The organism is Klebsiella sp. D-Nf1 (genome assembly GCF_002810515.1).
Lineage (GTDB): Bacteria > Pseudomonadota > Gammaproteobacteria > Enterobacterales > Enterobacteriaceae > Klebsiella > Klebsiella variicola.
On the sequence record NZ_PIOK01000001.1, the window covers coordinates 1173259 to 1199146 of the forward strand.

Sequence of the window (25888 nt, forward strand, 5' to 3'; positions counted from 1 at the left end):
TGATATTCACGCCAACAAAAGTATATTCCATCATGTTCATATCTCCCGACCTTGCAGGATTCGGGCTGGCCTAAAGCTATCCTAGTGGCTGCTCGGGTTTAAAGGAAAAATGATGCAGTTGATGATAGTTTACCCGCCTGACGGCGGATAAACTGTAATGACTTTATACATACAAGAGCCAGGTTCAGTGGCAGCAAGCTACCCGCGATACGGATGGGTTTCGCGCCAGTGGTCGGCGATCTGCTGCCGGGTGCAGACCCACACCTTGTCGTGCTGCTGGATATAGTCAAGGAAACGCTGCAGCGCGCGGAAACGGCCCGGGCGGCCCAGCAGCCGGCAGTGCATCCCCACGGACATCATCTTCGGCGCGGTTTCACCCTCGGCGTACAGCACGTCAAAGCTGTCTTTCAGATAGGTATAAAACTGCTCCGCGGTGTTGAATCCCTGGGCGGTGGCGAAGCGCATGTCGTTGGCGTCGAGGGTATAAGGCACGATCAGGTGTGGCCGCTGGCTGCCGTCGCTGCAGGCCACTTCGCTCCAGAAAGGTAAATCATCGCCATAATAATCGCTGTCGTAGTCAAAGCCGCCGTGCTCCACCACCAGCTGGCGGGTGTTGGGGCTGTCGCGGCCGGTATACCAGCCGGTGGGCGGTTTGCCGAACAGGTCGGTCAGTACCTGCACCGCTTTTTGCAGATGCTCGCGCTCCTCGGCAATATCCATGTGCTGATAGTGGATCCAGCGCCAACCGTGGCTGACCACATCGTAATCCGCGGCCTTGATCGCCGCCACAATCTCCGGGTGCCGCGCCAGCGCCATCGCCACGCCGAAAACGGTCAACGGCAGCCCACGCTGGCTGAACTCACGATGGATGCGCCAGAACCCTGCCCGGCTGCCGTACTCATAGAGTGAATCCATCGACATATGGCGTGCCGGGTAGCTGGCGGCGCCAATAATATCGGACAGGAACTGTTCCGAACCCGCATCGCCATGCAGGACGTGATTCTCAGCGCCTTCCTCGTAGTTGAGGACGAACTGCACCGCGATCCGCGCCCCGCCCGGCCAGCGCGCGTGCGGCGGCTCCCCTGCATAACCTCGCAGATCGCGAGGATAGTGTTCCTGGTTCTCTCCCATCTCCTGCCCCTTTTAAAATGGATTTAACGACTGAAACTGTCCGCTTAACGCTTTTTTCTCCGGGAACGCTAAGTCCCCGTGCTTGCTGGTCGCCAGGCCCAGCGCGACCAGTGACTCCACCATCTTCACCGCCGCGCTGACGCCATCGATCACTGGCACCCGCAGCTCGCGGGTCAGCTCCTGCGCCAGGGTTGCCATCCCGCCGCAGCCAAGGACAATCGCCCCGCTACCATCCTCTTTCAGCGCGCGAATGCAGCGCTCACGCACTTTCTCCTGCGCCAGGCCGCTGCCGTCTTCCAGTGCCAGCACCGGCAAATCAATGGCGTGTAGCGCCGCGCAGTGTTGATGAAATCCGTACTGGTGCAGTAAATGACGGGCGATGATCAGCGTGCGCGGGAGCGTTGTCACAATGGAGAAACGGGTGGCAACCATCGTCGCCATATGCATCGCCGCTTCCGCAATGCCGATCACCGGTCCTTGCGCCAGCTCCCGCGCCGCCAGCAGCCCCGGGTCACCGAAGCAGGCGATCACATGCCCATCCACCCCCAGCTCGCGTCCGGCCTTGATCTGCTCCAGCACGCCGACCGCCGCGATGGCCTCGTCAAAGTGGCCTTCAATTGACGGCACCCCGGCGTGTGGACAGACCGCAAGGATCTCGGTACCCGGCGCAGCGACCGCACGCGCGGCGGCGCCTATCGTTTCGGTCATCGCCAGGCTGGTATTGGGGTTGATCACTTGTATACATATGGCAGACATCACGACTCCTTGTGGCCGGCGAACAATCGGGAAAAATCGGGCAGGCTGACGCCATCGCGCTCGAAGCACAGGCTGGCGACAATATGATCAAAATGGTGCATCAGCGCCTCGCTAAGTGGCTGCAGGGCTTTATCCCGCAGCAAACCCACCAGCTGCTGGTGATCGTCGCAACGGCAGCCCTGTCGCCAGGGGGCACCCCAGGCGGCAATCACTAAAGAGGAGCGCTGGCTGAGGCGGGTCACCATCTCGGTGAGCACCGGGTTACCGGAGATGGCCTGCAACTGAATATGAAAGTCAGCGGAGTGGCGGATCGCCGCCGGGCCGTCGTGCGCCTCATGGGCCTGCTGTTCACGCTGAATAATGTTCTCCAGCGCCGCCAGATGCGGCGGCTGACAGCGCGCGATCACATCGGGCAAATTGGCGACCTCAAGCAGCGCCCGGGTGCGAAAGATCGCCTGGGACTCTTCCACGCTGGGGCTGGTGACATGTGCACCACGTTTGGGCGTCAACGTGACCAGTTGCACAGCGGCGAGTCGTTGCAGCACCTTTCTGATGCCGGTGCGGCTCACGGCGAACACCTCCGCCAGCGCCTCTTCCGGCAGTTTGCTGCCCGGCGGCAACTGATGTTCGACGATGGCCGTCATCAGCGCCTGGTAAATGCTTTCGTCCTTGTCCTGCAGCGCTGGCGCGGCCTGGAGACGATGTTCATTATTCATTAACCCACTCCGGTTTCACTTATCGATAGCAGATCGTATACATAAAATTTATTTTTTGTATACAAGATTCATCATTCTGGCCTGGATCCTGCAATAGCCTCAGCAATCCATATCAAAGGGTTTTCATTCATAGGAGCAGGTTTCATGCCACATTCATCCCACACGCAGCAGAAGAAGACTCACGAGGCGGCCGCCAGCTACAGTCCGCGGCTATGTAATGAGGATCTGGCGCCCACCCGCGACCAGAACTGGAGCTGGTACAATATTTTTTCATTCTGGATGTCGGACGTGCACAGCATGGGCGGCTACGTCGTAGCGGCGAGCTTCTTTACGCTTGGACTGGCCAGCTGGCAGGTTCTGCTCTGCCTGCTGGTCGGCATCTGTATTGTGCAGCTGTGCGCTAACCTGGTGGCGAAGCCGAGCCAGATGGCCGGGGTGCCATACGCCGTTATCTGCCGTCAGGCGTTTGGCGTCTTCGGCGCCAATATCCCGGCGGTGATCCGCGGGCTGATCGCGTTCGCCTGGTACGGTATTCAGACCTATCTGGCGGCTAACGCCCTGATGCTGGTCCTGCTCAAGTTCTGGCCCTCCCTTGCCTCGCTGACCAGCAGCAGCTTTCTCGGGCTGTCGACGCTAGGCTGGCTGTGCTTCGCCACCATGTGGCTGCTGCAGGCGATGGTGTTCTGGCATGGCATGAACGCCATCAAACGCTTTATCGATATCGCCGGTCCGGCGGTTTATGTGGTGATGCTGGCGCTGGCTGGCTGGATTGTATACAAGACCGGTCTGGACGGGATCTCCTTTACCCTCGCCAGCAAATCCCTGAGCGCCGGCGAGCAGACCTGGCAGATGATCACCGCCACGGCGCTGGTGGTCTCCTACTTCTCCGGACCGCTGCTCAACTTCGGTGACTTTTCCCGCTACGGCAAAAGCATGGGCGAGATCCGCCGCGGTAACCGCTGGGGGCTGCCGTTTAACTTCCTGCTGTTCTCGGTGGTGACCGTGGTGATTGTCTCCGGCACCCAGTCGCTGTTCGGCAAAATGATCACTGACCCGATCGAAACCGTCAGCCGCGTGGGTAACGATCTGGCGGTGGCCATTGGCCTGCTGACCATGATTACCGCCACCATCGGCATTAATATCGTGGCTAACTTCGTCTCTCCGGCCTTCGATTTTTCCAACTGCGCGCCACAGAAAATCAGCTTCCGTACCGGCGGGATGATTGCCGCGGTGGGCTCGATACTCCTGACGCCGTGGAACCTGTTTAACTCTCCGGAACTGATCCACTATACCCTCGACGTACTGGGCGCCTTTATTGGCCCGCTGTTTGGCATCCTGATCGCCGACTTCTACCTCATCAAACGCGGCCGGGTGTCGGTGGACGATCTGTTTAACGATACGCCGAAGGGTAAATACTGGTACCGCAACGGCTTTAACCCGAAAGCGATTACCGCCCTGCTGCCGACGGTGGCCCTGGGGCTGATCATCAGCTTTATTCCGGCCCTGCATGAAGTGGCGAACTTCAGCTGGTTTATCGGCGTCTTCCTCGGTGGCACCCTCTACCGCTGGCTGGCCCGCGACGAGCGTGAAGTGCAGGCGACAGCAGCCTTCCGTTCCGGCGCGGTAGCGCAAAAAGAGTAACCCTCACTACCTGCCGCGGCGTCTGGCCGCGGCAGTCTGCAAACTGGCACCAATATTGCTTTTTATCACTATTCCCGGAGCGTTAAGAGAAGGCAGGTTCGATGATGGATTACCAGACCGCGGTGCGCGGTGCATTTTTTGATATCGCCGGCGTAGCAGAGACCCCGGATGAGGTGGCCGCCCAGGCCCGCTATCTCGATGATGGCCTGTTGTTCTTGCAGGATGGGAAAATTATCGCGCTACTGCCATGGCAGGAGGGAGAAGCCTTTCTGCAGCCGTTGAAGGGCTATCTCGACCAGCGAGGCAAGCTGCTGTTGCCCGGGTTTGTCGATACCCACATTCACTATCCGCAGACTGAGATGATCGGCGCCTTTGGCGAACAGCTGCTGGAGTGGCTCACCACCTACACCTTCCCGGTGGAGAGCCAGTTTGCCGATGCGGATTATGCGCAGGAGATAGCGCAGTTTTTTGTTAACCAGCTGATTAGCCATGGCACCACCACCGCGCTGGTGTTTTGTACCTTGCACCCGGCTTCGGCCGAGGCGCTGTTCAGCGAGGCGCTGCGTCTGAATATGCGGCTGATCGCCGGAAAAGTGATGATGGATCGCCATGTGCCGGATTATCTGTGCGAAACCGCCGGGGAGAGCTACGAGCAGACCCGTGAGTTGATCCTCCGCTGGCATCAGCGCGGGAGGCTGGGCTATGCCATCACCCCGCGCTTTGCCCCTACCTCGACACCGGCGTTGCTGGAGGCCGTGCAGCGCCTGCGGACTGAGTTTCCCGACACCTGGCTGCAGACACATCTCAGTGAAAACCGCGAGGAGATCGCCTGGGTTAAACAGCTGTGGCCTGAGCATGAGCACTATCTGGATGTCTATCATCACTATCAACTCACCGGCGAACGCAGCGTTTTTGCTCACGGGATCCATCTCGATGATGCCGAGTGGCAGTGCCTGCATGACACCGGGTCCGCCGTCGCCTTCTGTCCGACCTCGAATCTGTTTCTCGGCAGCGGACTGTTCCGCCTGCCCGCTTGCTGGCAGCACCAGGTGCGGATGGGCATTGGCAGCGACGTCGGGGCTGGCACCACCTTCAGCATGCTGCGGACGCTGGGCGAGGCCTACAAGGTAGGGCAACTGCAGAGCTATCGCCTGCGCGCCAGCGAGGCCTTCTATCACGCCACCCTCGGCGGGGCGCGCGCCCTGCGGCTGGAGGAGAAAATTGGCAATTTTCAGCCGGGCAAAGAGGCAGATTTTGTGGTGATTGACCCGGCGGTCACCCCGCTGCAGCGTCTGCGCACAGGCCGCTGCCATGACATTTATGAGCAGTTGTTCGTGCTGATGACCCTGGGAGATGAACGCAATATCAGCGAGACGTGGGTGAATGGCGAGCGGGTGTGGTGTCAGGATTGACCCTCACCCTGGCCCTCTCCCAAAGGGAGAGGGCATCGTCCGATAATCGTTGCGACTCAGGCCCTCTCCCTGAGAGCCAGGGAACTGTCCGGCACCAGATTTGAGGTCATCAAAAACTCATTGCCAGGCCTACGCCATAGCCTGTGGTGTTATTGCCGAACATATAGCGCGCCACCAGCCGGGTGCGGGTGATAAAGACCGGGTATTTACTGCTGTCCAGCTCGAGGCCAATCCCCAGGGAGGTCAAACCGGTAAAGCCCAGCGCCCCTCGCTGGTCGCCGAGAAATTCGGTATGCGCCCCCTCCAAAACGTATCGCAGCGGGTTACCCAACAGCGTCCAGTCCGCTATCGGCGCGCGGCGGCGAAGATACAGGCCGAGATTCTCCGCGCTGGCCTCTCCCTGCACCACCTCAGCGCTACTGCCGAAACTTTGCAGATGCATATAGGAGTAACGCAGTTCGGCATCAATATCCTGGGTGGCGGAAAAGCGTTCGTAATCCAGCATCAACGCCCCGCCGAGCCCCCATGCATTGAACCGACCGCCGTCGAGGAATTGCAGATCGGCGTTGGTTTTTCGCTCAATTGCCCAGCTGCCGAGGCGCGCATCGCTGGCCAGGGTACCGAGCATCACATTGACGATCGGCCGCAACACCAGGTTGCCTCCGAGGCTGTCCCGGTACAGCGAAAAATCCCAGCCGACACCGCCGGTGGTGGTCAGACTGTTCCATTTGGTCGGCACATTCCGCGTCTGTTCGCCATTGCTGACCACAAAGCGCGGGTCGTAACGGCTGTAACCCATCGTACCTTCAAGATACAGCGGGAACGACTCGCTGAGGGTTGCCCCGCCGCCAAACTGGGTGATGGCCAGGTTATGCTTGTCGTTGCTGCCGGAACCAATGTTGAGATCGCTGGCGGTCACGTCAGGGACGACGGTATAGCTCATCAGGGTCAATACGGCATCGGCACGCTGTTTGATGGCGTGGCCGTTCGCCGCCAGCGTCGCTGGCGCGGAAAGCGAAAGTACCGACAGGAGAACGAGAAGACGCACCATATGTCGTTTGCCACCTCAGCGACAGGCTAACAATATTGCCACCCAAATCAACAGGCTGGCGTTCACTCAGTATAGTCGGTGAGTCAGCCTGCGCGTCCGGCGGGGAGAAAAAGCATTGGGCTGGTCAGGCCGCGCCTCCGCGGCTGTGCAGCAGTTCCACATTTTCAAACGGCATGCGCGAGACCCGGTTGCGCCCATCATTTTTGGCCACATACAGCGCTTTATCGACGCGGGAAAAAAGCTGATCAATCGCTTCCCCGTCATGGTGTTCGGCCACGCCGATGCTCACCGTCACCGACAGCGTCTGATACTCGCTGACCGCCTGGCGGATCCCTTCCGCCAGTATCAGGGCGCGCGCTATCGGCGAATGGGGTAAAAAGAGCAGAAACTCTTCTCCCCCCCAGCGATAAATTTTATCTTCACGATCAACCGACGTTTCCAGAATGCGCGAGATCACCAGCAGGACTTCATCCCCTTTTTGATGACCGTGAATATCATTAATGCTCTTGAAATGATCGATGTCGATTAACAGCAGACAAAAGCCTTGCGCGATAAATGACGGTGCCTCGACGAGGCGATAAAATTCGCGGCGATTAAGCAATCCGGTGAGGGGATCGTGGGCGGCAGAAAATTCCAGCTCTTTTTTCAGATGCACTTCCTCGGTGATATCGTGAATAATACACAACATCAGTCGAATATTATAAAGCACTACGGGCCCGGCGTAGGTTTGGACATGGCGCAGCGTACCGTCGGCTAAAATATGCGTAAAATTAAGCGGTTTATGCCCGCCTGGCATATTGGCAATATTATTCATGATGGGGATCACGTCCCGACCAAGGGTATTAATTTGCCAGGTATGTTTATTGCGCATTTCCTCATCGGAATAATGATAAAAACGCAGCGCCGCAATATTGGCATCGACAATTCGACCATCCTTATTGGGATCGATCAATAGCATCGGCGCGGTATTGGTCATAAAAAAACGGGCAAAAAAGCCATTGTTGCGCCGCTGGTAGCGGCGGGAGCCGGTGTGAATGGATTGATTTTGCGCCAGCAGCTTCACGGCTTCAAACAGCAGTAAGGTACCGCTGTCGTCAGTCTCAACCAGGGTGGTTTTACAATACACCGACTGCAGGCCCTTCTCAGTCTGTAGCGTCCAGACTTCAAATATCTCGGTCATCGTATCGAGATAGCGAAGATAATGTTGTAACTGTGTTTCAGGACAGGTCGAATAGATACCGTTACGCATCTCCTTCAGCGACATATCGCCGCTCAACGTCCGGGAAACCTGATTGGCATAGACCACACTTTCATTAAAAGGATGGACTACCCATATCGGGGTACTTAATACATCAAAAACAGCCAGTTCTTTTAATAACATACAGGCCCCAAACCGACCAATTCCCGGCGCCGGAGCGACGCACAACGATGAGCGGCCCTGACGCTGGTATAAAGTGATAGCAAAAAGAAACCGAAAACCTTAATGACGCGCGTGCGCGGCAAGTATAGTCGGTTCTGCACGCAGCAACGCCCACCCGAGGCGACTTTGCGCGTGGTTTAACCGACTGGATGCGAAAATGTCTTTTTTATTAATTCTATTTCAACAGCATAGCAGCAATACCAGAACTGGTAGTCGCTTTTGATCACAGAGTGTGTATATCGGTCTTACCCCCCAGTTGGCTGCGTATTGGCTTTGTCCAGGACGCCCGCGTTGCGGCTTTTATGCCCAGACTAATCGTGATAGTTTCTATCATAACTCTCATCAAAAACGGCCATCACAGTGAAAAAAAACGCTACCAAAATCACACTTGCCGATATCGCTCGTGAAGCCAAAGTCGGTATTGCCACCGTCGACCGGGTGCTGAACAAGCGTGCGGCGGTGAAGGAGTCCACGGCATTCAGCGTACTGGAGGCGGCACGACGGCTGGGGTTTACCCTCGAGCAACCCCACTATCGTCTGGCGGCGGGTAAAGCGCCGGTCACGGTCAGAATGGGTTTTATCCTGCTGCAAGAGACCCACTCCTTCTACCTGCCGCTGGCCCGAGCGCTGACGCGCGAGGCCGCCCCATGGCTACCGGCAGGCCAGGCGCCGGTGATACTGCATTTTGCCATCGATGCGGTGGAAGCGATGGCTCAGGCCATTCACCGGCTAAGTGACGAGGTGGACGTGTTAGGCCTGGTGGCGCTGGATCACCCGCTGATTCGACACGCAGTCGCCCGGGCCGCCGCCCGCGGCGTTCGCGTGTTCACCCTGCTTTCGGATCTGTCGGTCCCCCAGCGCAGCGGATATATCGGCCTCGATAATCAAAAAGCCGGGCGCACCGCCGCCTGGTTTATCGAGCGCTTATGCCGCGGGGATGGTGAAATAGGTATTATCATTGGCGACAATCGTTTTACCTGTCAGGAAAGCTGTGAGATCAGCTTCCGCTCCTGCCTGCGTGAACAAGGCATGGGGCAGCAGATCCTGGAGCCGGTTCGCAGCCATGAACGGGCGGATATCGCCAGGACCGTGACGGAGCAGATGCTGAGTCAGTACCCGGCCCTGCAGGCGATCTATGCCCCCTGCGGCGGCGTCGAAGGCATTGTCGAGGCGCTGCGCGACAGCGGCCGTCAGCAGGCGATCACCCTGGTCTGCCACGGCCCGCTAAACGACAGTGAACTGGCGCTGATCGATGGCACCATCGACATCATGCTTAACCACCGGCTGGATGCGTTTGCCGCTGCCACGCTACGCACCATAACGGACGCGGTTTCTCGCTCGCACAGCGAGGTGATTTCTCTCCCTCAGCCTTTCGATATCATCACCAAAGAAAATATGTAAATTCCCGGCCCCGCCGCCGCCGGGGCCAGTTAACGGGCAGACCGCGCCCGCCCTCAATTTGATAAAAAACTATCAAAAACCACATCAATTCAAAGCATGATGCCCATCAAAAAATCATCATTCCATCATTGTTGAGAATGAAATATTTATTCAATACTCAGCGGCATCCCCTGTGTAAAAAGGAAGCCAACATGACACTCTCTATCGCCAATGCCCCATGCAGCTGGGGCGTGGATGACCCAAAAAACCCTGACCTTCCCGCCTGGGCTACCGTGCTCAAGGAGGCGGCGCAGGCCGGCTATCGCAGCATTGAGCTTGGGCCCTGGGGCTACCTGCCCACCGACCCGGCCAGCCTGCGCGCGGCGCTGGAACAGCATCAGTTGTCGCTGGTAGCCGGTACGATCTTTGACGATCTGGTCAGCGAAGCCCATTTCCCCACCCTGGTAGCGCTGACGCATCAGATCTGCCGCAATCTCTCGCAGGTTCCGGCCGCCGAACCCACGCCAGGACATCCTGTTCAGCCGCCTTACCTGGTGATTATTGATTTCGGCAACCCTGAGCGAGCGCGCTTTGCCGGGCGCGGCGCGCTGGCTCCACGTCTTGATGACAAAGACTGGCAGCGCATGATGGCGCACATTACCGCCCTCAGCACCCTCGCCTGGCAGGAGTATGGCGTCCGGGCGGTTATCCATCCCCATGCCGGGGGCTGCATCGAATTTGCGGATGAAATCGAGCGGCTGGCGAACGATATTCCGCACGACGTCGCGGGATTGTGTCTGGACACCGGGCATCTCTACTACGCCGGTATGGATCCGCTCGACTGGCTGGATCGCTATTACGCGCGACTCGACTACCTGCACTTCAAGGATGTGGATCCGCAGGTTTACCAGCGCGCCATCGCCGAGGGCATCGACTTTTTCACCGCCTGCGCCGAAGGGGTAATGTGCCCGCTCGGCAGCGGCGCCATTGACTATCCGGCCATCAAAGACTTTCTCGCCCGGCGGGGGTATCAGGGCTGGATAACCATTGAACAAGAGCGTGATCCGCGCCATGCCGCAGGCAGCCTGCAGGCGGTCACGGAAAGTCTGCGCTATCTGCGCGACGTGGGATTCTGACAGGAGACGCAACATGATTAACGGTTTAAAACCTCTCGACCGCACCCTGCGCTGGGGCATGGTCGGCGGCGGCGGCAGCAGCCAGATCGGCTATATTCACCGCTCAGCGGCGCTGCGTGATAACACCTTTACGCTGCTGGCCGGCGCCTTTGATATTGATGCCGAGCGCGGACGCCAGTTCGGCCAACAGCTGGGGGTGGATCCCGAACGCTGTTACGCCGACTACCAGAGCCTGTTCCGCGGCGAGGCGGAGCGTCCGGACGGCATTCAGGCGGTGTCGATTGCTACACCAAATAACACCCATTATGCCATCTGCCGGGCGGCGCTGGAGGCCGGGCTGCACGTGGTGTGCGAAAAGCCGCTGTGCTTCAGCAGCGAGGAAGCTGACGAACTGGTGGCGCTCAGCCAGCGGCAGCACAAAATCATCGGGGTGACCTACGGCTATGCCGGCCACCAGCTGATCCTGCAGGCCCGGCAGATGATCGCCGACGGGCTGCTGGGCGACATCCGTATCGTCAATATGCAGTTTGCCCACGGTTTTCACGCCCAGCCGGTGGAGCTGGAAAACGCCAGTACCCGCTGGCGGGTTGATCCTCGCTTTGTCGGCCCCAGCTATGTTCTGGGCGACCTGGCCACTCATCCGCTGTTTCTGGTTGAAACCATGGCCCCACAGCTGAACATCACCCGGCTGATGTGCGCCAGACAAAGCTTCGTCAAAAGCCGCGCGCCGCTGGAAGATAACGCCCATGTGCTGATGGAGTATGACAACGGCGCCGTTGGCTCGCTGTGGAGCTCCGCCGTTAACTGCGGCTCCATGCACGGGCAAAAGGTGCGTATCGTCGGTGAAAAAGCCAGTCTCGAATGGTGGGATGAACAGCCCAACCAGCTGCGCTATGAAATCCAGGGCGAGCCGGTGCGCATCCTCGAGCGCGGCATGGACTACCTCGATCCGCTGGCGCGTCAGGATGACCGCATCGGCGGCGGTCATCCGGAGGGGCTGTTTGAGGCATGGTCGAATCTCTATCGCCGTTTCGCCATCGCCATGGATGCCGCCGACCGTCGCGACGAAGCGCTGCTGGCCGACTTCTGGTATCCGGACGCTCGCGCCGGCGCGTTCGGCGTGCGCTGGGTGGAAAACTGCGTACGGTCTGCCGACAACGGCGCCTGCTGGGTCGACTTCCGCTAACTCACTGGCTCAGGGCGCTCGCCCTGAGCCTTTACGGCTATTTTTCAATTCGTGACAGCTGGGTCTTGTCCGCCTCACGTGCGCTATCCGCCAGCGCCTGGAACGCTCCGGCGCCATAGTATTGCGCGGGAACCGGCAGCGCCTGCATATCGTGCCCTGGGTAGATCTGCAGTTCGCCGAGGTCGCGTAAGCGGAACCCCCCAACCTGCTCAGGCATGGTCAGGCGATACGGCGGCAGGGTTTCGAAAGGGACCGGCGTCGGCAGCCGATTTTCCTGCAGATCGTAGTTACGTTTCAGCACCAGAAACTTATCCGGCACCCGCCGGTGACTGTTCCACCAGTCGCCGTCGATCCGCTGAAACATCGCTTCCGTCTCCCCTCGCGTCGCCACCATCAGTCGGGTCAGCGCCTGTTTCAGCGCCGCATCCATGGCCTGGTTATAGTCTTCCAGCGAACCACCGTGGCCGCTGAGGATCACGTTAATCGCCAGCCTGGCGCCGAGTAAATTGGAGTAGAGATCCTCTGGCGAAAAAGCGGAGATCTCCTCAGAAAACCCGGGGACCGACTGGAAGCCATACCACTGGGCAATCTCATGCCATTGGGCAATTTCGAAGGCCAGATGACCCGCCAGCCCGGCGGCCAGCTGATAGCGCTGCCTGACGCCCACCGGCGGCGTAAAGGCATTCAGCTGAACCCGACGCACGCCCAGCTCTTCACTGTAGAAGATCCGCCCCGCCTGGCCCAGCGTCGGCGCAATACGATTGAACAGATAGAAGGTGTAGTCCGCCGTATCGCGCACATGGGCGATATCAATAAACCCGCCGCGACGGGTATAGATGAGCCCGTTCTGCTCCTCGCTGAGCCCCAGCAGGTTTTTCACCGCCCCGAACGCGCTGTCGTTGTAATGGTGCTTGCCCAGCGTATCCAGGGTCAGCACATTGCCAATCTGGTATACCGGGATCGGGATGCCCACCGCGCGCACGTGCAGGTCGTAACCAAAAGCGCAGCACGGTCGCAGCGACTCCGGCGGCGGCAGCTCACCCAGGGTGGGCACCGGATGGATCGCCGTCACAGCGGGCAGCACCGGATCCTGCGCCAGCGCCGGCAGCGACAGTGCAAACAGCAGCCATAAGGCTTTACGCATCAACAGCCTCTCCACAACAACAAAAGAGCGCGCATCTTACCGGCAGATGGCGCCAGCAGTTTTAGTTAAAAACGGTATTCACCGGAGACAAAGAAGCTATTGCGCTCGTTAAAACCAAATTCAGTCAGCACGTTAAAGTTTTTGGTGACTTCATACTGGGCGCCAATCAGCATATTCCAGGGCGAGGTCAGCTTCTGCTTGACGTCGAATTTCCCCTCGCCGTCTTTATTGACTGCGGCAATCAGGGGCTGAAGCTCTGGCGGCATATGCAGGTCGGCCAGATCGCCTTTAAACTCCTGCTGCACGTCCTGATACATGCTCCCGACCCACAGGCTGAGGTGGGACGGTCCGTCGATCCCCTGAAAACTGAAGCGGTAGCCGACGCGCGGCGAGACGGTGACCGCCGAGATGCTGCCGTCGAGAATATCGAAATCGGTACGGGTGTAGTTAGTGTCTACTAACCCGAACCAGTTGCCGTATCCCCCTGCGAGCGTAAAGCCGGTTCCCCAGGTGGTTCCTTTGAAATCAAGCGTAAAATCAATATTCTGCAGTTTTCCGCTCTGATAAAGCTGGTGAACCGCGCCGGCGATCACCCGATCCAGACCGCGAAACTGCGAAGGATCCGAATCCACGGAGACCTGGGAGACCGACGACCCGCGGGTATGCCCCACCAGCCCGTAAACGTTGAGAAACGGAAAGACCCACATATCGAGGCGCAGGTTTTCGGTTTTGCTCTTCTCGCGGGTGTGCCCGGCATCGATGGCGAACATATCGCTGGGAATGGGATGGTTGCCCAGCTTAAGCCCGGAAAAGGTAATACTGTCGACCATGATATCCTGACGGATATTCATATAGCTCAGGTTGACGCCGTAGGGTAACGGGATCGAATACCCCCGGGCGCGAGCCTCATCGCCCCATATCGGAAAATAGCTGTCGCTCTCGCTCTGCTCCGCGGCCGACGCGCCACAGGCCGCCAACAGCAGCGTTAACACCGTTCCGGATGCTCTCATTGTTATTCTCATGTGTAGTTATAAACCCGAACCGACATTGAAATAGACCGCCTGCTCATGCTCACTGAACGCCACGTCAATCCCGGTACGCAAACCGTACTGCCGTGCAATCAGGTAACGAAAACCGGCCCCCCATGCCACCTCTGACTGTTCCCCTAGCGCGCCCGCCGTGTCAGCGACGCTCCCCGCGCCAACGAATCCCTGCAGGATCCAGCGCGGGGTGAACGCCCAGGCCTGCTGGGTTTGCGCCGTGACCACGTCGTCACCCTGATAGCGGTAACGCGAAATAGGGACATCAAAGGGTTTTCATGGTGGATGAATGATTGATTAATGGCCCGCGACCGCCAGTGCGGACAACAGGAATTTCATGCTCACTCCGGGGCTTTGGGGCGCGCACAACACGCGTGGCGAACAGGATTATCACAACGGGATAATGAAAATATAACGTAAGAGAATAATGCTCACCAACGCGCAGCCGCCTGTTTTTTGGTTATTTTTATACGAAAAAGTGCTGGCTATCACAGAAAAATGCCATCGCAATACAGGACAGCGCGGTGATTGTATTCAAAAGGTGAATGTCGTATAACATAGCGCTACCGAGGGGTGTCCCGTGAGGGCTGAGATGGCGCAAGCCGAACCCTTTGAACCTGATCTGGGTCATGCCAGCGAAGGGACGGGTCGGCAATTTTGCCTGCATTACCGCCATTGCCTGTTCACACCCCTGCACGCCCGGATCTCCCCTGAATGACTGGAGGTCCTGTGATTGTTCCCGCGTTTAGCCATGGTCTTTACGGCCGTTTACGCCAGCTGGCCACCGCTGACTGGCAGCACTATGTGGCGCATCCTTTCGTCCAGCAGCTTGCCGAGGGCACCCTGGCGGAAAGCGCGTTTCGTCGCTACCTGACCCAGGATTATCTGTTTCTGATCCACTTTGCCCGCAGCTACGCGCTGCTGGTGAGTAAACTGCGCACGCTGCCGGAGATGCGGGCCGCGGCCGCCTCAATGAACGCCATCCTCAACGAACTGCCGCTGCACGTCGGTTACTGCGCCCGGTGGGGCATTAGCGAGCAGGAGATGGCTACCCAGCCTGAAGCGCCGGAAACCATTAACTATACTCGCTACGTGCTGGATATTGGCCACTCGGGTGACGCGCTGGATCTGCTGGTCGCGCTGATGCCCTGCGTGGCCGGTTATGCGGAAATCGGTCTCGGCCTGCTGCAGCATCCCGCCACCCGACTGGACGATAACCCCTACGCCTCGTGGATCCGCAACTATGGCGATGAAGGCTATCTGCACGGCGTCAACGCCGCGCTGGCGCTGCTGGAAACGGTGTGGCAGCAGCGCGGGAGCGAGGCCCGGATCACTGAGCTGAGCGAGATTTTCACCACCGCCACCCGCCTTGAGGCGCAGTTCTGGCAGATGGGCCTCAACGCGACGGCGGAGACCCGGGCGTGACGGCGCCGGGTATTGAGGTCCGTGGCCTGAGCCTGCATTTCGGCGACCGTCGGCTGTTCGACAACCTGTCGTTTACGGTCCCCGGCGGGCAGTGGGTGTCGCTGCTCGGCGCCAGCGGGGCTGGCAAAACCAGCCTGCTGAGGGTAATGGCCGGTCTGGCGCCCGCCACCCGTGGAGCGGTGGTCGCCAGCGATGGGCAGCCGATTCAGGGCCGTCTGGCGTGGATGGGGCAGAAAGATCTGCTCTACCCCTGGCTGAGCGTCCGGGACAACGTCGCCCTCGGCGCGCGGCTGCGCGGTGAAAAAGTCGATCGCGCCCGGGTCGCCGCCCTGCTTGAGCAGGTGGAGCTCTCGTCCTGCGCCGACGCCCGGCCGGCAACCCTCTCCGGCGGCATGCGTCAGCGCGCCGCGCTGGCCCGCACCCTGTATGAGGACCGACCCATCGTGCTGATGGATGAGCCTTTCTCGGCGCTGGATACCCTCACCCGCACGCGCATTCAAACCCTGGCAGCCACCCTGCTGGCTGGTCGCACGGTGGTGCTGATCACCCACGATCCGCAGGAGGCCTGCCGGCTGAGCCACCGCCTGCTGGTCCTCTCGGCGGCCGACGGCGACATCGATGACAGCCATCACCTCGTCGGCACACCTCCGCGCGCGCCGGACGCGCCCGATCTCTTGAACAGCCAGGCCGCCCTGCTGCAGCAACTGATGAGGGCTCATCCATGACCGGACGTCTCTGGCGGGGCAGCATGGTGTTCTGCGGGTTGATGATCCTCTGGGGTCTGGCCAGCCGCAGCGGTATTCCTCACTTTCTTTTACCCTCCCCGATGGCGGTCGCCGAGGCGCTGTGGGTCAATCGCGCCTATCTCGGCTGGCATACGCTTATCACGCTCAGTGAGATCCTGAGCGGCCTGGCGCTGGGCGTAACGCTCGGCGTCACCCTGGCGCTGGGCATGATCCTCTCTCCGCACCTGCAGCGCTGGCTGATGCCGCTGGTGCTCACCAGTCAGGCGATTCCGGTCTTTGCCCTCGCCCCGCTGCTGGTGCTCTGGCTGGGCTTTGGCATGAGCGCCAAAGTGGCAATGGCCGTGCTGGTGATTTTCTTTCCGGTGACTTCCGCCTTCTTTGATGGCTTGCGACGGGTCAACCAGGAATATCTCGATCTGGCGCGCAGCATGAACGCCTCCTTTGGCGCTCAGCTGCGGCATGTCCGCCTGATGGCAGCCCTGCCCGCGCTGGGCTCGGGCCTGCGGATGGCGGCGGCGGTGGCGCCCATCGGCGCGATTATTGGCGAATGGGTCGGCTCCGCTGAGGGGCTGGGCTACGTCATGCTCAATGCCAATGCGCGGCTGCAAACCGATATCTGCTTCGCCGCGCTGTTTATTTTAGTGCTACTGACCCTCCTGCTGTGGCTGGCGGTAGATACCCTGCTGCACCGGCTGATCGACTGGTCACCGGAATAAAGATGAAGTAATAAAGGAAAACAGATGAAAAAGTCGCTTTTCGCCGGGGCAACCCTGACGGCCCTGTTCAGCGGCCACGCGCTGGCCAATGAACCGCTGACGCTGGTGCTGGACTGGTACATTAACCCCGACCATGCGCCGATTATGGTGGCCGAGCAGATCGGCGCCTTTAAGGCTCAGGGGCTGGACGTCAAGATTGTCCCTCCCTCCGATCCTGCGTTGCCTCCCCGCATGGTGGCCGCCCGTCAGGCGGATCTGGCCATCACCTACCAGCCGCAGGTGCACTTCTTCGCTGACGAAGGGTTACCGTTGGTGCGCGTCGGAACCCTGATTAACTCGCCGTTGAACACAGTGATCGCCCTGGATAAGCACATCAAAACTCCGGCAGACCTGCAAGGCAAGAAGGTGGGCTACTCGGTCAGCGGCATTGAGCAGGCCACCCTGTCGACCATGGCGCAACACGCGGGTATCGATCCGGCCAGCATCAAACTGGTTAACGTCAATTTCCAGCTGACCAGCGCCTTGCTGGCGGGCCAGGTGGACGCGGTCATCGGCGGCTATCGTAATATAGAAGCGCAGGAGCTGAAGCTGCAGGGCAAAACGCCGGTGGTGATGAACGTCGAAGATTATGGCGTACCGACCTATGACGAGCTGGTGATTGTCGCCCATCGCGACGCGATTCATGAGTCCAGGATCCGTAAATTCCTCACCGCCCTGCAGGCCGGGGTGAGCTATCTGCGCGCCCACCCGCAGGAGAGCTGGGAGGCGTTTGCCGCCGCCCACCCGGAGCTGAAAACCGAGCTCAACCACCAGGCGTGGCTGCAAACCGTGCCGCTGTTCGCCACCGATCCGGCGGCACTGGATAAACCGCGCTACGAAGCTTATGAACAGTTTTTATATAACAATAAGTTGGTGAAAAAAGTCACACCTTTAACAAATTATGCGGTTGAACTGCATTGAGTCTTGCTATCGCTGACGGAAGGCATTCCGTCAGCGCTTTAACGCAGCGGCAATAAAAATATAGAGACTTTCTCACTAATAATTACACTTTAAAGGGTTATCGTGACACGCAGTTGTTCTATTATAATTCAGCAGGTTACGTTAATTATTACCCCGGTAAGAATAACGTCAAAATAGCGCAATCAATAAAACGTTGAATGCGGATTTAAAAAGCCATATATTGTGCGCGCTTTATGAATGCCAATTCAATTCCTTAGACCAATTATTCAACCAGCGTTCAACCGCAATGCTGGTTGTGGGAGTGATATGATGACGGATAAAGTCCGTATTGATACTTTACGTGCCGATTTATTAGACGCAAACAACGAAACCTTTTTGGCCCGTCAGGCCGAATTCGAATCGAATGTCAGGAGTTACCCGCGTAAGTTACCGCTGGCTATCACTAAAGCTGAAGGCGTGTGGCTGACGGATGCGGATAACAAACAGTACCTGGACTGCCTCGCGGGCGCCGGTACTCTCGCTCTGGGCCACAACCACCCTGATGTATTGCAGAGCATCCAAAGTGTCATTACCAGCGGCTTGCCGTTACATACCCTCGATCTGACTACCCCGTTAAAAGATCGTTTCTCCGAATACCTGCTCTCTTGCCTGCCGGGCGAAGGGAAAGAGTATTGCCTGCAGTTCACCGGCCCTTCCGGCGCTGACGCCGTGGAAGCTGCGCTGAAACTGGCGAAAAAATACACTGGCCGTACGGCGGTGATCAGCTTCTCCGGCGGCTATCACGGGATGACCCATGGCGCGCTGTCCGTCACTGGCAACCTGTCGCCGAAAGCAGCGGTTAACGGCATGATGCCGGAAGTCCAGTTCATGCCTTACCCGCACCTGTATCGTTGCCCGCTGGGCATCGGCGGCGAAGCCGGCGTGAAAGCCCTGACCTACTACTTCGAAAACCTGATCAACGACGTGGAGAGCGGCGTCCGTAAACCGGCGGCGGTGATCCTCGAAGCCGTGCAGGGTGAAGGCGGCGTGAACCCGGCGCCGGTCGAGTGGCTGCAGCGCATCCGCAAAGTGACCGAAGAGCATGGCATTCTGCTGATCGTCGATGAAGTGCAGGCTGGCTTTGCCCGTACCGGTAAATTCTTCGCCTTCGAGCACGCCGGTATCCAGCCGGACATCATCGTGATGTCGAAAGCGGTCGGTGGCGGTCTGCCGCTGGCGGTGCTGGGCATTAAAAAACAGTTCGACGCCTGGGAACCGGGTCACCACACCGGCACCTTCCGCGGCAACCAGCTGGCGATGGCTACCGGTCTGACCACCCTGCGTCACCTGCGCGACAACAAGATCGCCGACAAAGTCGCTGCCCAGGGCGAGTGGCTGAAAGGCAAACTGGCCGAGCTGCAGAAACGCTACCCGGTCATTGGCCACGTACGTGGTCTTGGTCTGATGATCGGTATCGAAATCGTCAAGCCGAACGAAGCTCAGGATCACATGGGCTGCTACCCGGCTGACGGCGAACTCTCTGCCCTGCTGCAGAAGAAATGCTTCGAAGCGGGCCTGATCCTCGAGCGCGGTGGTCGTCACGGCTGCGTGCTGCGTCTGCTGCCGTCCCTGCTGATCAGCAACGCGGAACTGGATGTGTTCCTTGACAAATTTGAACAGGCCCTGCTGGCCGCCGGCGTAAAGCCGGTCTGAGTGGAGTCAGTGACCACCATGTCCACATTGAATCCGATTCTTGCTGGTTCAGCGCAGAGCGTTGAGGCCTATCAGCAGGTTATCGAGCAGACCAGCCAGGCCGTTGTGCAGTGGCTGAAGCAACCTGAGATGTATCAGGGGAAAAGCGTTGACGAGCTGCGTGAGCGTATCTCCCTTGAATTTAACGAACAGGGTTTGGGTAACCAGGCAGCGATTGATCGTGCAATCGAGTACTTCCTGAAAGACAGCCTGTCGGTGCATCACCCGCAGTGCGTGGCGCACCTGCACTGCCCGAGCCTGGTGATTAGCCAGGCGGCGGAAGTGTTGATCAACGCCACCAACCAGAGCATGGACTCCTGGGACCAGAGCCCGTCGGCAACCATCATTGAGATGAAGCTGATTGAATGGCTGCGCGCCCGGGTCGGTTATCCGGCTGGCGACGCTGGCGTCTTCACCAGCGGCGGCACCCAGAGCAACCTGATGGGCCTGATGCTGGCGCGCGACGCCTTCTTCGCCCGTCAGGGGCACTCCATCCAGCAGGATGGGCTGCCGGGGGATATCCGCAAGTACAAAGTATTGTGCTCGGAAAACGCCCACTTCTCGGTGCAGAAGAACATGGCGCTGATGGGCCTCGGCTACCGCTCGGTCACGCTGGTGAAAACCGACGAATTCGCGCGGATGGACGTGTCCGATCTGAAGGCGAAGATTGCGCAAGCGCAGGCTAACGGCGAGCAGATCATGGCGATCGTCGCCACCGCCGGCACCACCGACGCGGGGGCTATCGACCCGCTGCGCGACATCGCCGGTATCGCCGCGGAACATCAGATCTGGCTGCACGTTGACGCAGCCTGGGGCGGCGCGCTGCTGCTGTCTGAGCAGTATCGCGACTACCTTGACGGTCTGGAGCTGGTGGATTCCGTTACCCTGGACTTCCACAAGCAGTTCTTCCAGACCATCAGCTGCGGCGCCTTCCTGCTGAAGGACGCGCGCCATTACGAGCTGATGCGTTATCAGGCGGCCTATCTGAACTCCGAGTTCGATGAAGAACACGGCGTACCGAACCTGGTGTCTAAGTCGCTGCAGACCACCCGTCGCTTCGATGCGCTGAAGCTGTGGATGGGTCTCGAAGCGCTCGGCCAGAAACAGTATGCGGCGATCATCGATCACGGCGTCACGATGGCGAAAAACGTGGCGGAGTACGTGAAGTCTCAGCCGACGCTGGAGCTGGTGATGCAGCCGCAGCTGGCGAGCGTGCTGTTCCGTTCCCGTCCGGCGCAGATGGCGCAGAGCGACGCGGCGGCTATCGCCCTGCTCAACCAGCGTGTCGGCGATGCTCTGCTGGCTTCCGGCCGCGCTAACGTTGGCGTGACCGAGCACAACGGTGTCACCTGCCTGAAGCTGACCCTGCTGAACCCGGTGGTGACGCTGGATGACGTGAAGGTGCTGCTGAACCTGGTGGAACGCACCGCTCAGGAGCTGCTGGCGCAATAACCTGCCTTAGCGAGGCGGCGCCTGCCGTCCCGCTGTCAGCCTTGCCTGCAATAAGCCGATAATGTCCTTATCGGCTTTTTTATTTTTTTCCGCGCCACTGACGTTCTCTGCTCCCTGGCTGGTCGCAGGGCCCGTTGACGCCTGCCTTTCGCGATGCCACAGTACTATCCCGAGAATAACAACGTTCAGGATAAACATCCTGAAAATGAGGATGATGATGGAGAAACGCTTACCGGGGCTGGATCTCGACGCCCTGCGCAGCTTTGTGACCGGCATGGAGTGCGGCAGCTTCGCCCAGGCAGCGCAGCGCCTGTCGCGTTCCACTTCCGCCGTCAGCGCCCAGCTTAAAAAGCTGGAGAGCCAGTGCGGTGCGGCGCTGGTGGCCAAACAGGGGCGGCATCTGGTGCTCACCGCGGAAGGCGAAAAGCTGATGAGCTACGCCAGACGACTGCTGGCGCTCAATGATGAAACCCTGCGCGCGCTGCAGGGCGAGCGGCTCACTGGCGAGATCCACCTTGGTATGCAGGAAGATTTTGGCGAATCGCTGATGCCGGGGATCCTTGGGCAGTTTAAACGGCACCATCCGCAGGTGCGGATAGTCGCCAGGGTGGATCGCAATGGTCCGCTGCGCCAGGCGCTGGCGGAGGATACGCTGGATCTGGCGCTGCTGTGGCAAACCGAAGATCAGGGCCCCGGGCTGGGTCGCTGCCCGCTGGCGTGGATTGCGCATCCTGACCTGGATATTCGTGCTCTGCTGGCGTCCGGCGAGCCGCTGCCGCTGGTGATGTTCGATAGCCCGTGCCTGATGCGCTCTCGCGCTATTGCCTGTCTCGATGCCGCGGGGATCCCCTGGCAGGTGGTGTTCGTCAGCCACAGCCTGAACGGCATCTGGGCGGCGGTACAGGCTGGCCTGGGGCTGACGATACGCACCCGCATCGGCATGCCCGGCAACCTGCGCACCGTCGCCGGGCTGCTGCCATCGCCAGGGAGCCTGGCCGTTAACCTGCAACAAACCCCGCGAGAGGGACAGCATTCCGCCGCCGTGGCGCTGCTCGGCGAACTGATGGCCGAGGCCCTGCAGGGGTGGGTCGAGATGTGACGGTGTCACGCTACTTCCATTCACCCTCACCCTAACCCTCTCCCTGAAGGGAGAGGGAACCGTTCGGCAGTCACCGGCAATGGGCATCCAGCGCCTCTCCCGCTTCGATGCCCGGTGGCGGACCGGGCCTACATTCTCCCTGCGCGCTCCTGTAGGCCGGGCAAGCGCCGCGCCGCCCGGCAACAGGCACAAGGGGGCAGTCACCGGCAATGGGCATCCAGCGCCGTTCCCGCTTCAATGCCCGGTGGCGGCTGCGCCTTACCGGGCCTACACGCGGCTCCGTAACCAGGTAGGCCGGGCAAGCGCAGCGCCGCCCGGCATCAGTATAAGGGCTGGAGGGATCCGTCCGCCAGTCACCCGCGCCGCGGGTCAGGCTTTGCTCTCCTGCAGTAGCTGCTGGATCGCCTGCTCCTGGCGGGCATAATCCCCTTCGCCGAAGGCGGTATAACGCAGCTGTCCGCGAGCGTCGAAAATGTAATGCGCCGGCCAGTACTGATTGCCGAAGGCATTCCAGATGGCGTACTCATTATCCACCACCACCGGGTAGGTTATCCGCCAGTCCTTCACCGCCTGGCGCAGCAGAGGCAGCGAACGCTCCCAGGGATATTCCGGGGTATGGACGCCAATCACCACCAGCCCGGCCGCGCGGTATTTGTTCGCCCAGTCGCGTACGTAAGGCAGGGTATGCTGACAGTTGATGCACTCCCGGGTCCAGAAATCCACCAGCACCACTTTGCCCTTTAGACGCTCCGGGGTTAACGCCGGGCTGTTGAGCCACGCGCTGCCTCCCGCCAGGGAGGGCATCGCGCTGCTGGGCTGCGGCGCGGCGATGGGCTGGAGGATGGTCTTTTGCTCCGGCTGCGGCAGACGGGCGGCCAGCCGCTGCTCCAGCGCCTGACTCCATCCTTCCGCGCTTTGCAGATAGCGATCGCCGCCGCTGGCGATCAGCGCCACCGAGGCCAGCATCGCCACCCCCGCCAGCCGGCGCAGCCGTTCGCCGAACGCCAGCCCGCGACGCAGTCGGGCGATCAATGCTGCACCACACCACCCCAGCAGGAATAACATCAGCGCCCCGCCGCTGCCGTAGGCCAGCAGCACCCCGCCGGTGGTCGCCTGGCCCGGATGCACAAAGCCCAGGCTGAGTATCGCCCCCAATACCGGCCCGGCGCACGGGGCCCACAGCAGGCCCACCGCCAGCCCGGCCAGCAGCGATCCGATCCAGCCGCGCTGGCGTGAGCTGGCGTTGTTAAGCTGATTTCCCAGCGCCACCAGGGGTGAGGTCAGCCGCTGCGCGACGCGCTGCGAAAGCAGGCTCAGCCCGACAAGGGCGAAGAACGCCAGCGCCAGGCCGCGGCCAGCCAGAGTCAAATTCACCACCCAGCCGCTGGCGACCGTCACCAGCCACGAAACCGCGCCGAACATCAGCGCCATTCCAGCCAGCATAATCGCCAGCTGCCCCGGGCGGCCCCGGACGCTGGCGAACAGCAGCGGGATCACCGGCAGCGTACAGGGGCTCAGCAGGGTTAACATTCCGCCCAAAAATGCAATGAATATCGACATCGCCTTCTCCTCATTATGCCGTCGCTGCCGAGAGTGGCAGCCACGACATTACAGCAAGAGCATGTAAGGCGGATGTGTCGGGAAAGCGGGAGAATTGTCGGCTTAGTTATCCGTCTGCGCCGGAGATACAGCAGGATACAATCCCGCCGCGGCAAGGCGAACGCTGGCGTCCAGGCCGCCCTGCGGGCGGTTGGTCAGGCGCAGCGTGCCGTTCATCTGGCTGACCAGCTGCGCAGCAATCGCCAGCCCCAGACCGGTGCCGCCGGTATCGCGATTGCGCGAGTCCTCCAGGCGATAAAATGGCTGCAACACCGCCTGTAGCGAGGCATCCGGGATCCCCGGCCCCTCATCCAGCACATGGAGGGTGACATCCCCGGCGGCGTCACGTGTCAGGGTTACCGTGACCGTCGTACCGAATTTCAGCCCGTTATCGATAAGGTTAGTCATCACCCGGCGCAGGGCCTGCGGTGGGATCCACACCACCCCGGCGGTCTCCTCGGGGCAAAAGCGCACCGGCCGGCCGACATCGGCATAATCGCAGACGATGGTGTCGAGAAAGGCGTCAAGGTTCAGCCGCTGGCGCGCCTCCGCCAGCGGTTGCGAGGTGCGGGCGAAGGCGATGCCCTCCCGCACCAGACGGGTCATATTGTCGAGATCCTGCAGCAGCTTATCGCGCAGTTCCGGCTGGTCGGCCATCTCCACCCGCAGCTTCATTCGGGTGATCGGGGTTTGCAGATCGTGGGAGATGGCGGCGAGGATCCGCGCCCGCTCCTGCAGATGGTCGTGGATGCGCGCCTGCATCGCGTTAAACGTGCGAGCGGCACGGCGGACCTCTTCCGGCCCCTGCTCGGCCATGGTTCCCGCCGTATCGCTGGCCGGTTCAAGGGCATCCACCGCGCGGGTAAAGCGGGTGATGGGCAGCAACACCTGGCGAACGGCATACCAGGCGCAGGCCAGCAGGAGAACAAACTGAGCAATCAGCACCACCGGCAGCCAGCGGGCGATGGCCGGTAGCTTCGGCCACAGATCGAGAGTCAACGGGGCGCCGTCGTGGAGGGTAATATGGGCCTGAATATGCTGCCGGGGGCCGGGGATCGTCACAATACTGACCGGGTACTGCGCGCTCAGCGCCTCCTGCAGGGAGCGGGCCGCGTCCCGGGCGCGCCAGCTGTCCGGGTAGTCGCCGCGCTCTCCGGCGCCCAGCAGATAGCGATAGTTGCCGCGCGCCAGCTTCGGCAGCCATTGCGGGCGCTCAGCGGCCGGCAGACGGTCGAGGATCGCCACGCTGGTCGCAACATCGGAAGCCAGGTTGCCCAGCATCACGCTGCGGGCGCTGCTCATGCGCTCATAAAACAGCAGCGACAGGGTTAAAGTATTCGCCAGCAGCAGCGCCAGAAACAGCAGCGCCATCAGCCTCGACTGCAGCGAGGCGGGCCAAAACCTCATTCATGCCTCTCGCGGATGGAGACCGGCACCGACAGCACATAGCCTTCGCTGCGCACCGTTTTAATGTAGGCCGGCTCGCGGGCATCCTCCCGTAGCCGCTGGCGCAGTCGGCTCACCAGCAGGTCAATTGACCGCTCAAACAGTTCCGCGTCGCGTCCCTGGGTCAGATTCAGCAGCTGGTCGCGGTTCAATACCCGCTGGGGGTGATCGAGAAACACCCGCAGCAGCCGATACTCCGCCCCGCTGAGGGCGACGATGGCGCCGCTGTCGTCCAGCAGGTGGCGGGCGGCAGTGTCGAGCAGCCAGTCGCCAAAGGCGATCAGCCTGCCCGCCTCGGTGATCTGCAGATTGGGCGGCAGCGCCCGGGTGCGGCGTAAAATGGCTTTGATGCGCGCCAGCAGTTCGCGGGCCACAAAGGGTTTAATCAGATAATCGTCAGCCCCCATTTCCAGGCCGAGGATCCGGTCGCTGTCATCGGTGCGGGCGGTGAGCATCAGCACCGGAATATCCTGCTGCGGGTTGGCGCGCAGCTGGCGACAGAGCGTTAAGCCATCCTCGCCCGGCATCATGATATCCAGCACAATCAGGTCAATTTGATGATTTTTGAGCACCGACCACATGGCTTTGCCGTTCGCCGCGCCGCTGGCGCGATATCCCGATTTTTCCAGATAGTCGACAATCAGTTCCCGAATATCGCGGTCGTCATCGACGACCAGGATGTGGTCAATACGCTCCAAAGG

21 protein-coding genes, 2 pseudogenes and 1 riboswitch are annotated in these 25888 nt (G+C 60.2%); of the genes and pseudogenes, 12 read left to right on the forward strand and 11 right to left on the reverse strand.

Features of this window, described 5'->3' with window-relative positions:
• Positions 1-198: 198 nt before the first annotated feature.
• The 3 genes and pseudogenes from puuE to CWM54_RS05770 form a co-directional block, all read right to left on the reverse strand.
• The gene (gene puuE / locus CWM54_RS05760) at positions 199-1131 is read right to left on the reverse strand and encodes an allantoinase PuuE (RefSeq protein WP_004179983.1); all 933 of its coding nucleotides are present in this window, start codon (positions 1129-1131) and stop codon (positions 199-201) included.
• Positions 1019-1887: pseudogene (locus tag CWM54_RS05765) on the reverse strand (aspartate/glutamate racemase family protein); the annotation flags it as partial. The pseudogene CWM54_RS05765 and the gene puuE, both read right to left, overlap by 113 nt.
• Positions 1887-2603: a GntR family transcriptional regulator gene (locus CWM54_RS05770; RefSeq protein WP_002905523.1), complete on the reverse strand. Its 717-nt coding sequence runs from the start codon at positions 2601-2603 to the stop codon at positions 1887-1889. The pseudogene CWM54_RS05765 and the gene CWM54_RS05770, both read right to left, overlap by 1 nt.
• A 144-nt stretch (positions 2604-2747) precedes the next feature.
• Between CWM54_RS05770 and CWM54_RS05775 the strand changes: the two genes are divergently transcribed.
• Together CWM54_RS05775 and guaD are read left to right on the forward strand one after the other, a co-directional pair.
• Complete coding sequence (locus tag CWM54_RS05775; protein ID WP_100680294.1) at positions 2748-4244, forward strand: NCS1 family nucleobase:cation symporter-1; 1497 nt, start codon at positions 2748-2750, stop codon at positions 4242-4244.
• Positions 4245-4345: 101 nt separating this feature from the next.
• Positions 4346-5656, forward strand: a complete 1311-nt coding sequence (gene guaD, locus CWM54_RS05780) for a guanine deaminase (protein ID WP_100680295.1) — start codon at positions 4346-4348, stop codon at positions 5654-5656.
• A gap of 109 nt (positions 5657-5765) precedes the next feature.
• On the opposite strand, the gene CWM54_RS05785 is transcribed toward guaD, so the two are convergent.
• Both CWM54_RS05785 and CWM54_RS05790 read right to left on the reverse strand, forming a co-directional pair.
• Positions 5766-6707 carry a hypothetical protein gene (locus CWM54_RS05785; protein WP_100696368.1) on the reverse strand — a complete coding sequence of 314 codons (942 nt, stop codon included), beginning with the start codon at positions 6705-6707 and terminating at the stop codon, positions 5766-5768.
• A 124-nt stretch (positions 6708-6831) separates the two neighbouring features.
• Entirely contained in the window at positions 6832-8088 is a 1257-nt protein-coding gene (locus tag CWM54_RS05790) for a sensor domain-containing diguanylate cyclase (protein WP_100680296.1), read from the reverse strand.
• Between the two features lie 399 nt (positions 8089-8487).
• Here CWM54_RS05790 and CWM54_RS05795 point away from each other — a divergent pair, with 399 nt between their 5' ends.
• The 3 genes from CWM54_RS05795 (at position 8488) to CWM54_RS05805 (ending at position 11829) form a co-directional block, all read left to right on the forward strand.
• Positions 8488-9528 (forward strand): LacI family DNA-binding transcriptional regulator, encoded by a 1041-nt coding sequence (locus tag CWM54_RS05795; RefSeq protein ID WP_100696370.1) that lies wholly within the window; start codon positions 8488-8490, stop codon positions 9526-9528.
• A 191-nt stretch (positions 9529-9719) separates the two neighbouring features.
• Positions 9720-10643: a TIM barrel protein gene (locus tag CWM54_RS05800; RefSeq protein WP_008804796.1), complete on the forward strand. Its 924-nt coding sequence runs from the start codon at positions 9720-9722 to the stop codon at positions 10641-10643.
• Positions 10644-10656: 13 nt separating this feature from the next.
• Positions 10657-11829, forward strand: a complete 1173-nt coding sequence (locus CWM54_RS05805; RefSeq protein WP_022065966.1) for a Gfo/Idh/MocA family protein — start codon at positions 10657-10659, stop codon at positions 11827-11829.
• A gap of 37 nt (positions 11830-11866) precedes the next feature.
• Here the strand turns inward: CWM54_RS05805 and CWM54_RS05810 are convergent, their stop codons facing one another.
• The 3 genes and pseudogenes from CWM54_RS05810 to CWM54_RS05820 form a co-directional block, all read right to left on the reverse strand.
• The gene (locus tag CWM54_RS05810; protein ID WP_100696372.1) at positions 11867-12973 is read right to left on the reverse strand and encodes a DUF4056 domain-containing protein; all 1107 of its coding nucleotides are present in this window, start codon (positions 12971-12973) and stop codon (positions 11867-11869) included.
• 65 nt (positions 12974-13038) lie between these two features.
• The gene (locus CWM54_RS05815; RefSeq protein WP_012968151.1) at positions 13039-13983 is read right to left on the reverse strand and encodes a hypothetical protein; all 945 of its coding nucleotides are present in this window, start codon (positions 13981-13983) and stop codon (positions 13039-13041) included.
• A gap of 18 nt (positions 13984-14001) precedes the next feature.
• Positions 14002-14271, reverse strand: a pseudogene (locus CWM54_RS05820) (glyceraldehyde-3-phosphate dehydrogenase); the annotation flags it as partial.
• A 301-nt stretch (positions 14272-14572) separates the two neighbouring features.
• Positions 14573-14674, forward strand: a riboswitch (TPP riboswitch).
• Between the two features lie 68 nt (positions 14675-14742).
• Here CWM54_RS05820 and tenA point away from each other — a divergent pair.
• From tenA to CWM54_RS05855, 7 genes are all read left to right on the forward strand, one after another.
• A complete protein-coding gene (tenA, locus tag CWM54_RS05825) occupies positions 14743-15438 on the forward strand; it encodes a thiaminase II (protein ID WP_100680299.1) in 696 nt (231 codons plus the stop codon).
• Positions 15435-16163 carry an ABC transporter ATP-binding protein gene (locus CWM54_RS05830; RefSeq protein ID WP_100680300.1) on the forward strand — a complete coding sequence of 243 codons (729 nt, stop codon included), beginning with the start codon at positions 15435-15437 and terminating at the stop codon, positions 16161-16163. The genes tenA and CWM54_RS05830 overlap by 4 nt, the downstream gene beginning before the upstream one ends.
• Positions 16160-16900 carry an ABC transporter permease gene (locus CWM54_RS05835; RefSeq protein ID WP_100680301.1) on the forward strand — a complete coding sequence of 247 codons (741 nt, stop codon included), beginning with the start codon at positions 16160-16162 and terminating at the stop codon, positions 16898-16900. The genes CWM54_RS05830 and CWM54_RS05835 overlap by 4 nt, the downstream gene beginning before the upstream one ends.
• A gap of 24 nt (positions 16901-16924) precedes the next feature.
• Positions 16925-17860: an ABC transporter substrate-binding protein gene (locus CWM54_RS05840; RefSeq protein WP_100680302.1), complete on the forward strand. Its 936-nt coding sequence runs from the start codon at positions 16925-16927 to the stop codon at positions 17858-17860.
• A gap of 306 nt (positions 17861-18166) precedes the next feature.
• Complete coding sequence (locus tag CWM54_RS05845) at positions 18167-19552, forward strand: diaminobutyrate--2-oxoglutarate transaminase (RefSeq protein ID WP_008804788.1); 1386 nt, start codon at positions 18167-18169, stop codon at positions 19550-19552.
• Positions 19553-19561: 9 nt separating this feature from the next.
• Positions 19562-21043, forward strand: a complete 1482-nt coding sequence (locus tag CWM54_RS05850) for a pyridoxal phosphate-dependent decarboxylase family protein (RefSeq protein WP_162493254.1) — start codon at positions 19562-19564, stop codon at positions 21041-21043.
• 205 nt (positions 21044-21248) lie between these two features.
• On the forward strand, positions 21249-22142 hold the full coding sequence (locus CWM54_RS05855) for a LysR substrate-binding domain-containing protein (protein WP_100680303.1): 894 nt from the start codon (positions 21249-21251) through the stop codon (positions 22140-22142).
• A gap of 369 nt (positions 22143-22511) precedes the next feature.
• Here the strand turns inward: CWM54_RS05855 and CWM54_RS05860 are convergent, their stop codons facing one another.
• From CWM54_RS05860 to CWM54_RS05870, 3 genes are all read right to left on the reverse strand, one after another.
• A complete protein-coding gene (locus CWM54_RS05860) occupies positions 22512-23702 on the reverse strand; it encodes a cytochrome c biogenesis protein DipZ (RefSeq protein WP_100696374.1) in 1191 nt (396 codons plus the stop codon).
• A 102-nt stretch (positions 23703-23804) separates the two neighbouring features.
• Positions 23805-25148 carry a sensor histidine kinase gene (locus CWM54_RS05865; RefSeq protein WP_100696376.1) on the reverse strand — a complete coding sequence of 448 codons (1344 nt, stop codon included), beginning with the start codon at positions 25146-25148 and terminating at the stop codon, positions 23805-23807.
• Entirely contained in the window at positions 25145-25885 is a 741-nt protein-coding gene (locus CWM54_RS05870) for a response regulator (protein WP_004180014.1), read from the reverse strand. Before CWM54_RS05870 ends, CWM54_RS05865 begins: the two co-directional genes overlap by 4 nt.
• Between the last annotated feature and the right edge of the window lie 3 nt (positions 25886-25888).

Coding starts and splice junctions, on each gene's coding strand:
- CWM54_RS05835 (WP_100680301.1), top strand. CDS start 16,160: ATGACCGGACGTCTCTGGCGGGGCAGCATGGTGTTCTGCGGGTTGATG.
- CWM54_RS05790 (WP_100680296.1), bottom strand. CDS start 8,088: ATGTTATTAAAAGAACTGGCTGTTTTTGATGTATTAAGTACCCCGATA.
- CWM54_RS05805 (WP_022065966.1), top strand. CDS start 10,657: ATGATTAACGGTTTAAAACCTCTCGACCGCACCCTGCGCTGGGGCATG.
- CWM54_RS05865 (WP_100696376.1), bottom strand. CDS start 25,148: ATGAGGTTTTGGCCCGCCTCGCTGCAGTCGAGGCTGATGGCGCTGCTG.
- CWM54_RS05785 (WP_100696368.1), bottom strand. CDS start 6,707: ATGGTGCGTCTTCTCGTTCTCCTGTCGGTACTTTCGCTTTCCGCGCCA.
- CWM54_RS05770 (WP_002905523.1), bottom strand. CDS start 2,603: ATGAATAATGAACATCGTCTCCAGGCCGCGCCAGCGCTGCAGGACAAG.
- CWM54_RS05860 (WP_100696374.1), bottom strand. CDS start 23,702: ATGTCGATATTCATTGCATTTTTGGGCGGAATGTTAACCCTGCTGAGC.
- CWM54_RS05800 (WP_008804796.1), top strand. CDS start 9,720: ATGACACTCTCTATCGCCAATGCCCCATGCAGCTGGGGCGTGGATGAC.
- CWM54_RS05845 (WP_008804788.1), top strand. CDS start 18,167: ATGATGACGGATAAAGTCCGTATTGATACTTTACGTGCCGATTTATTA.
- CWM54_RS05810 (WP_100696372.1), bottom strand. CDS start 12,973: ATGCGTAAAGCCTTATGGCTGCTGTTTGCACTGTCGCTGCCGGCGCTG.
- CWM54_RS05855 (WP_100680303.1), top strand. CDS start 21,249: ATGAGGATGATGATGGAGAAACGCTTACCGGGGCTGGATCTCGACGCC.
- CWM54_RS05840 (WP_100680302.1), top strand. CDS start 16,925: ATGAAAAAGTCGCTTTTCGCCGGGGCAACCCTGACGGCCCTGTTCAGC.
- CWM54_RS05815 (WP_012968151.1), bottom strand. CDS start 13,983: ATGAGAGCATCCGGAACGGTGTTAACGCTGCTGTTGGCGGCCTGTGGC.
- guaD (WP_100680295.1), top strand. CDS start 4,346: ATGATGGATTACCAGACCGCGGTGCGCGGTGCATTTTTTGATATCGCC.
- puuE (WP_004179983.1), bottom strand. CDS start 1,131: ATGGGAGAGAACCAGGAACACTATCCTCGCGATCTGCGAGGTTATGCA.
- CWM54_RS05775 (WP_100680294.1), top strand. CDS start 2,748: ATGCCACATTCATCCCACACGCAGCAGAAGAAGACTCACGAGGCGGCC.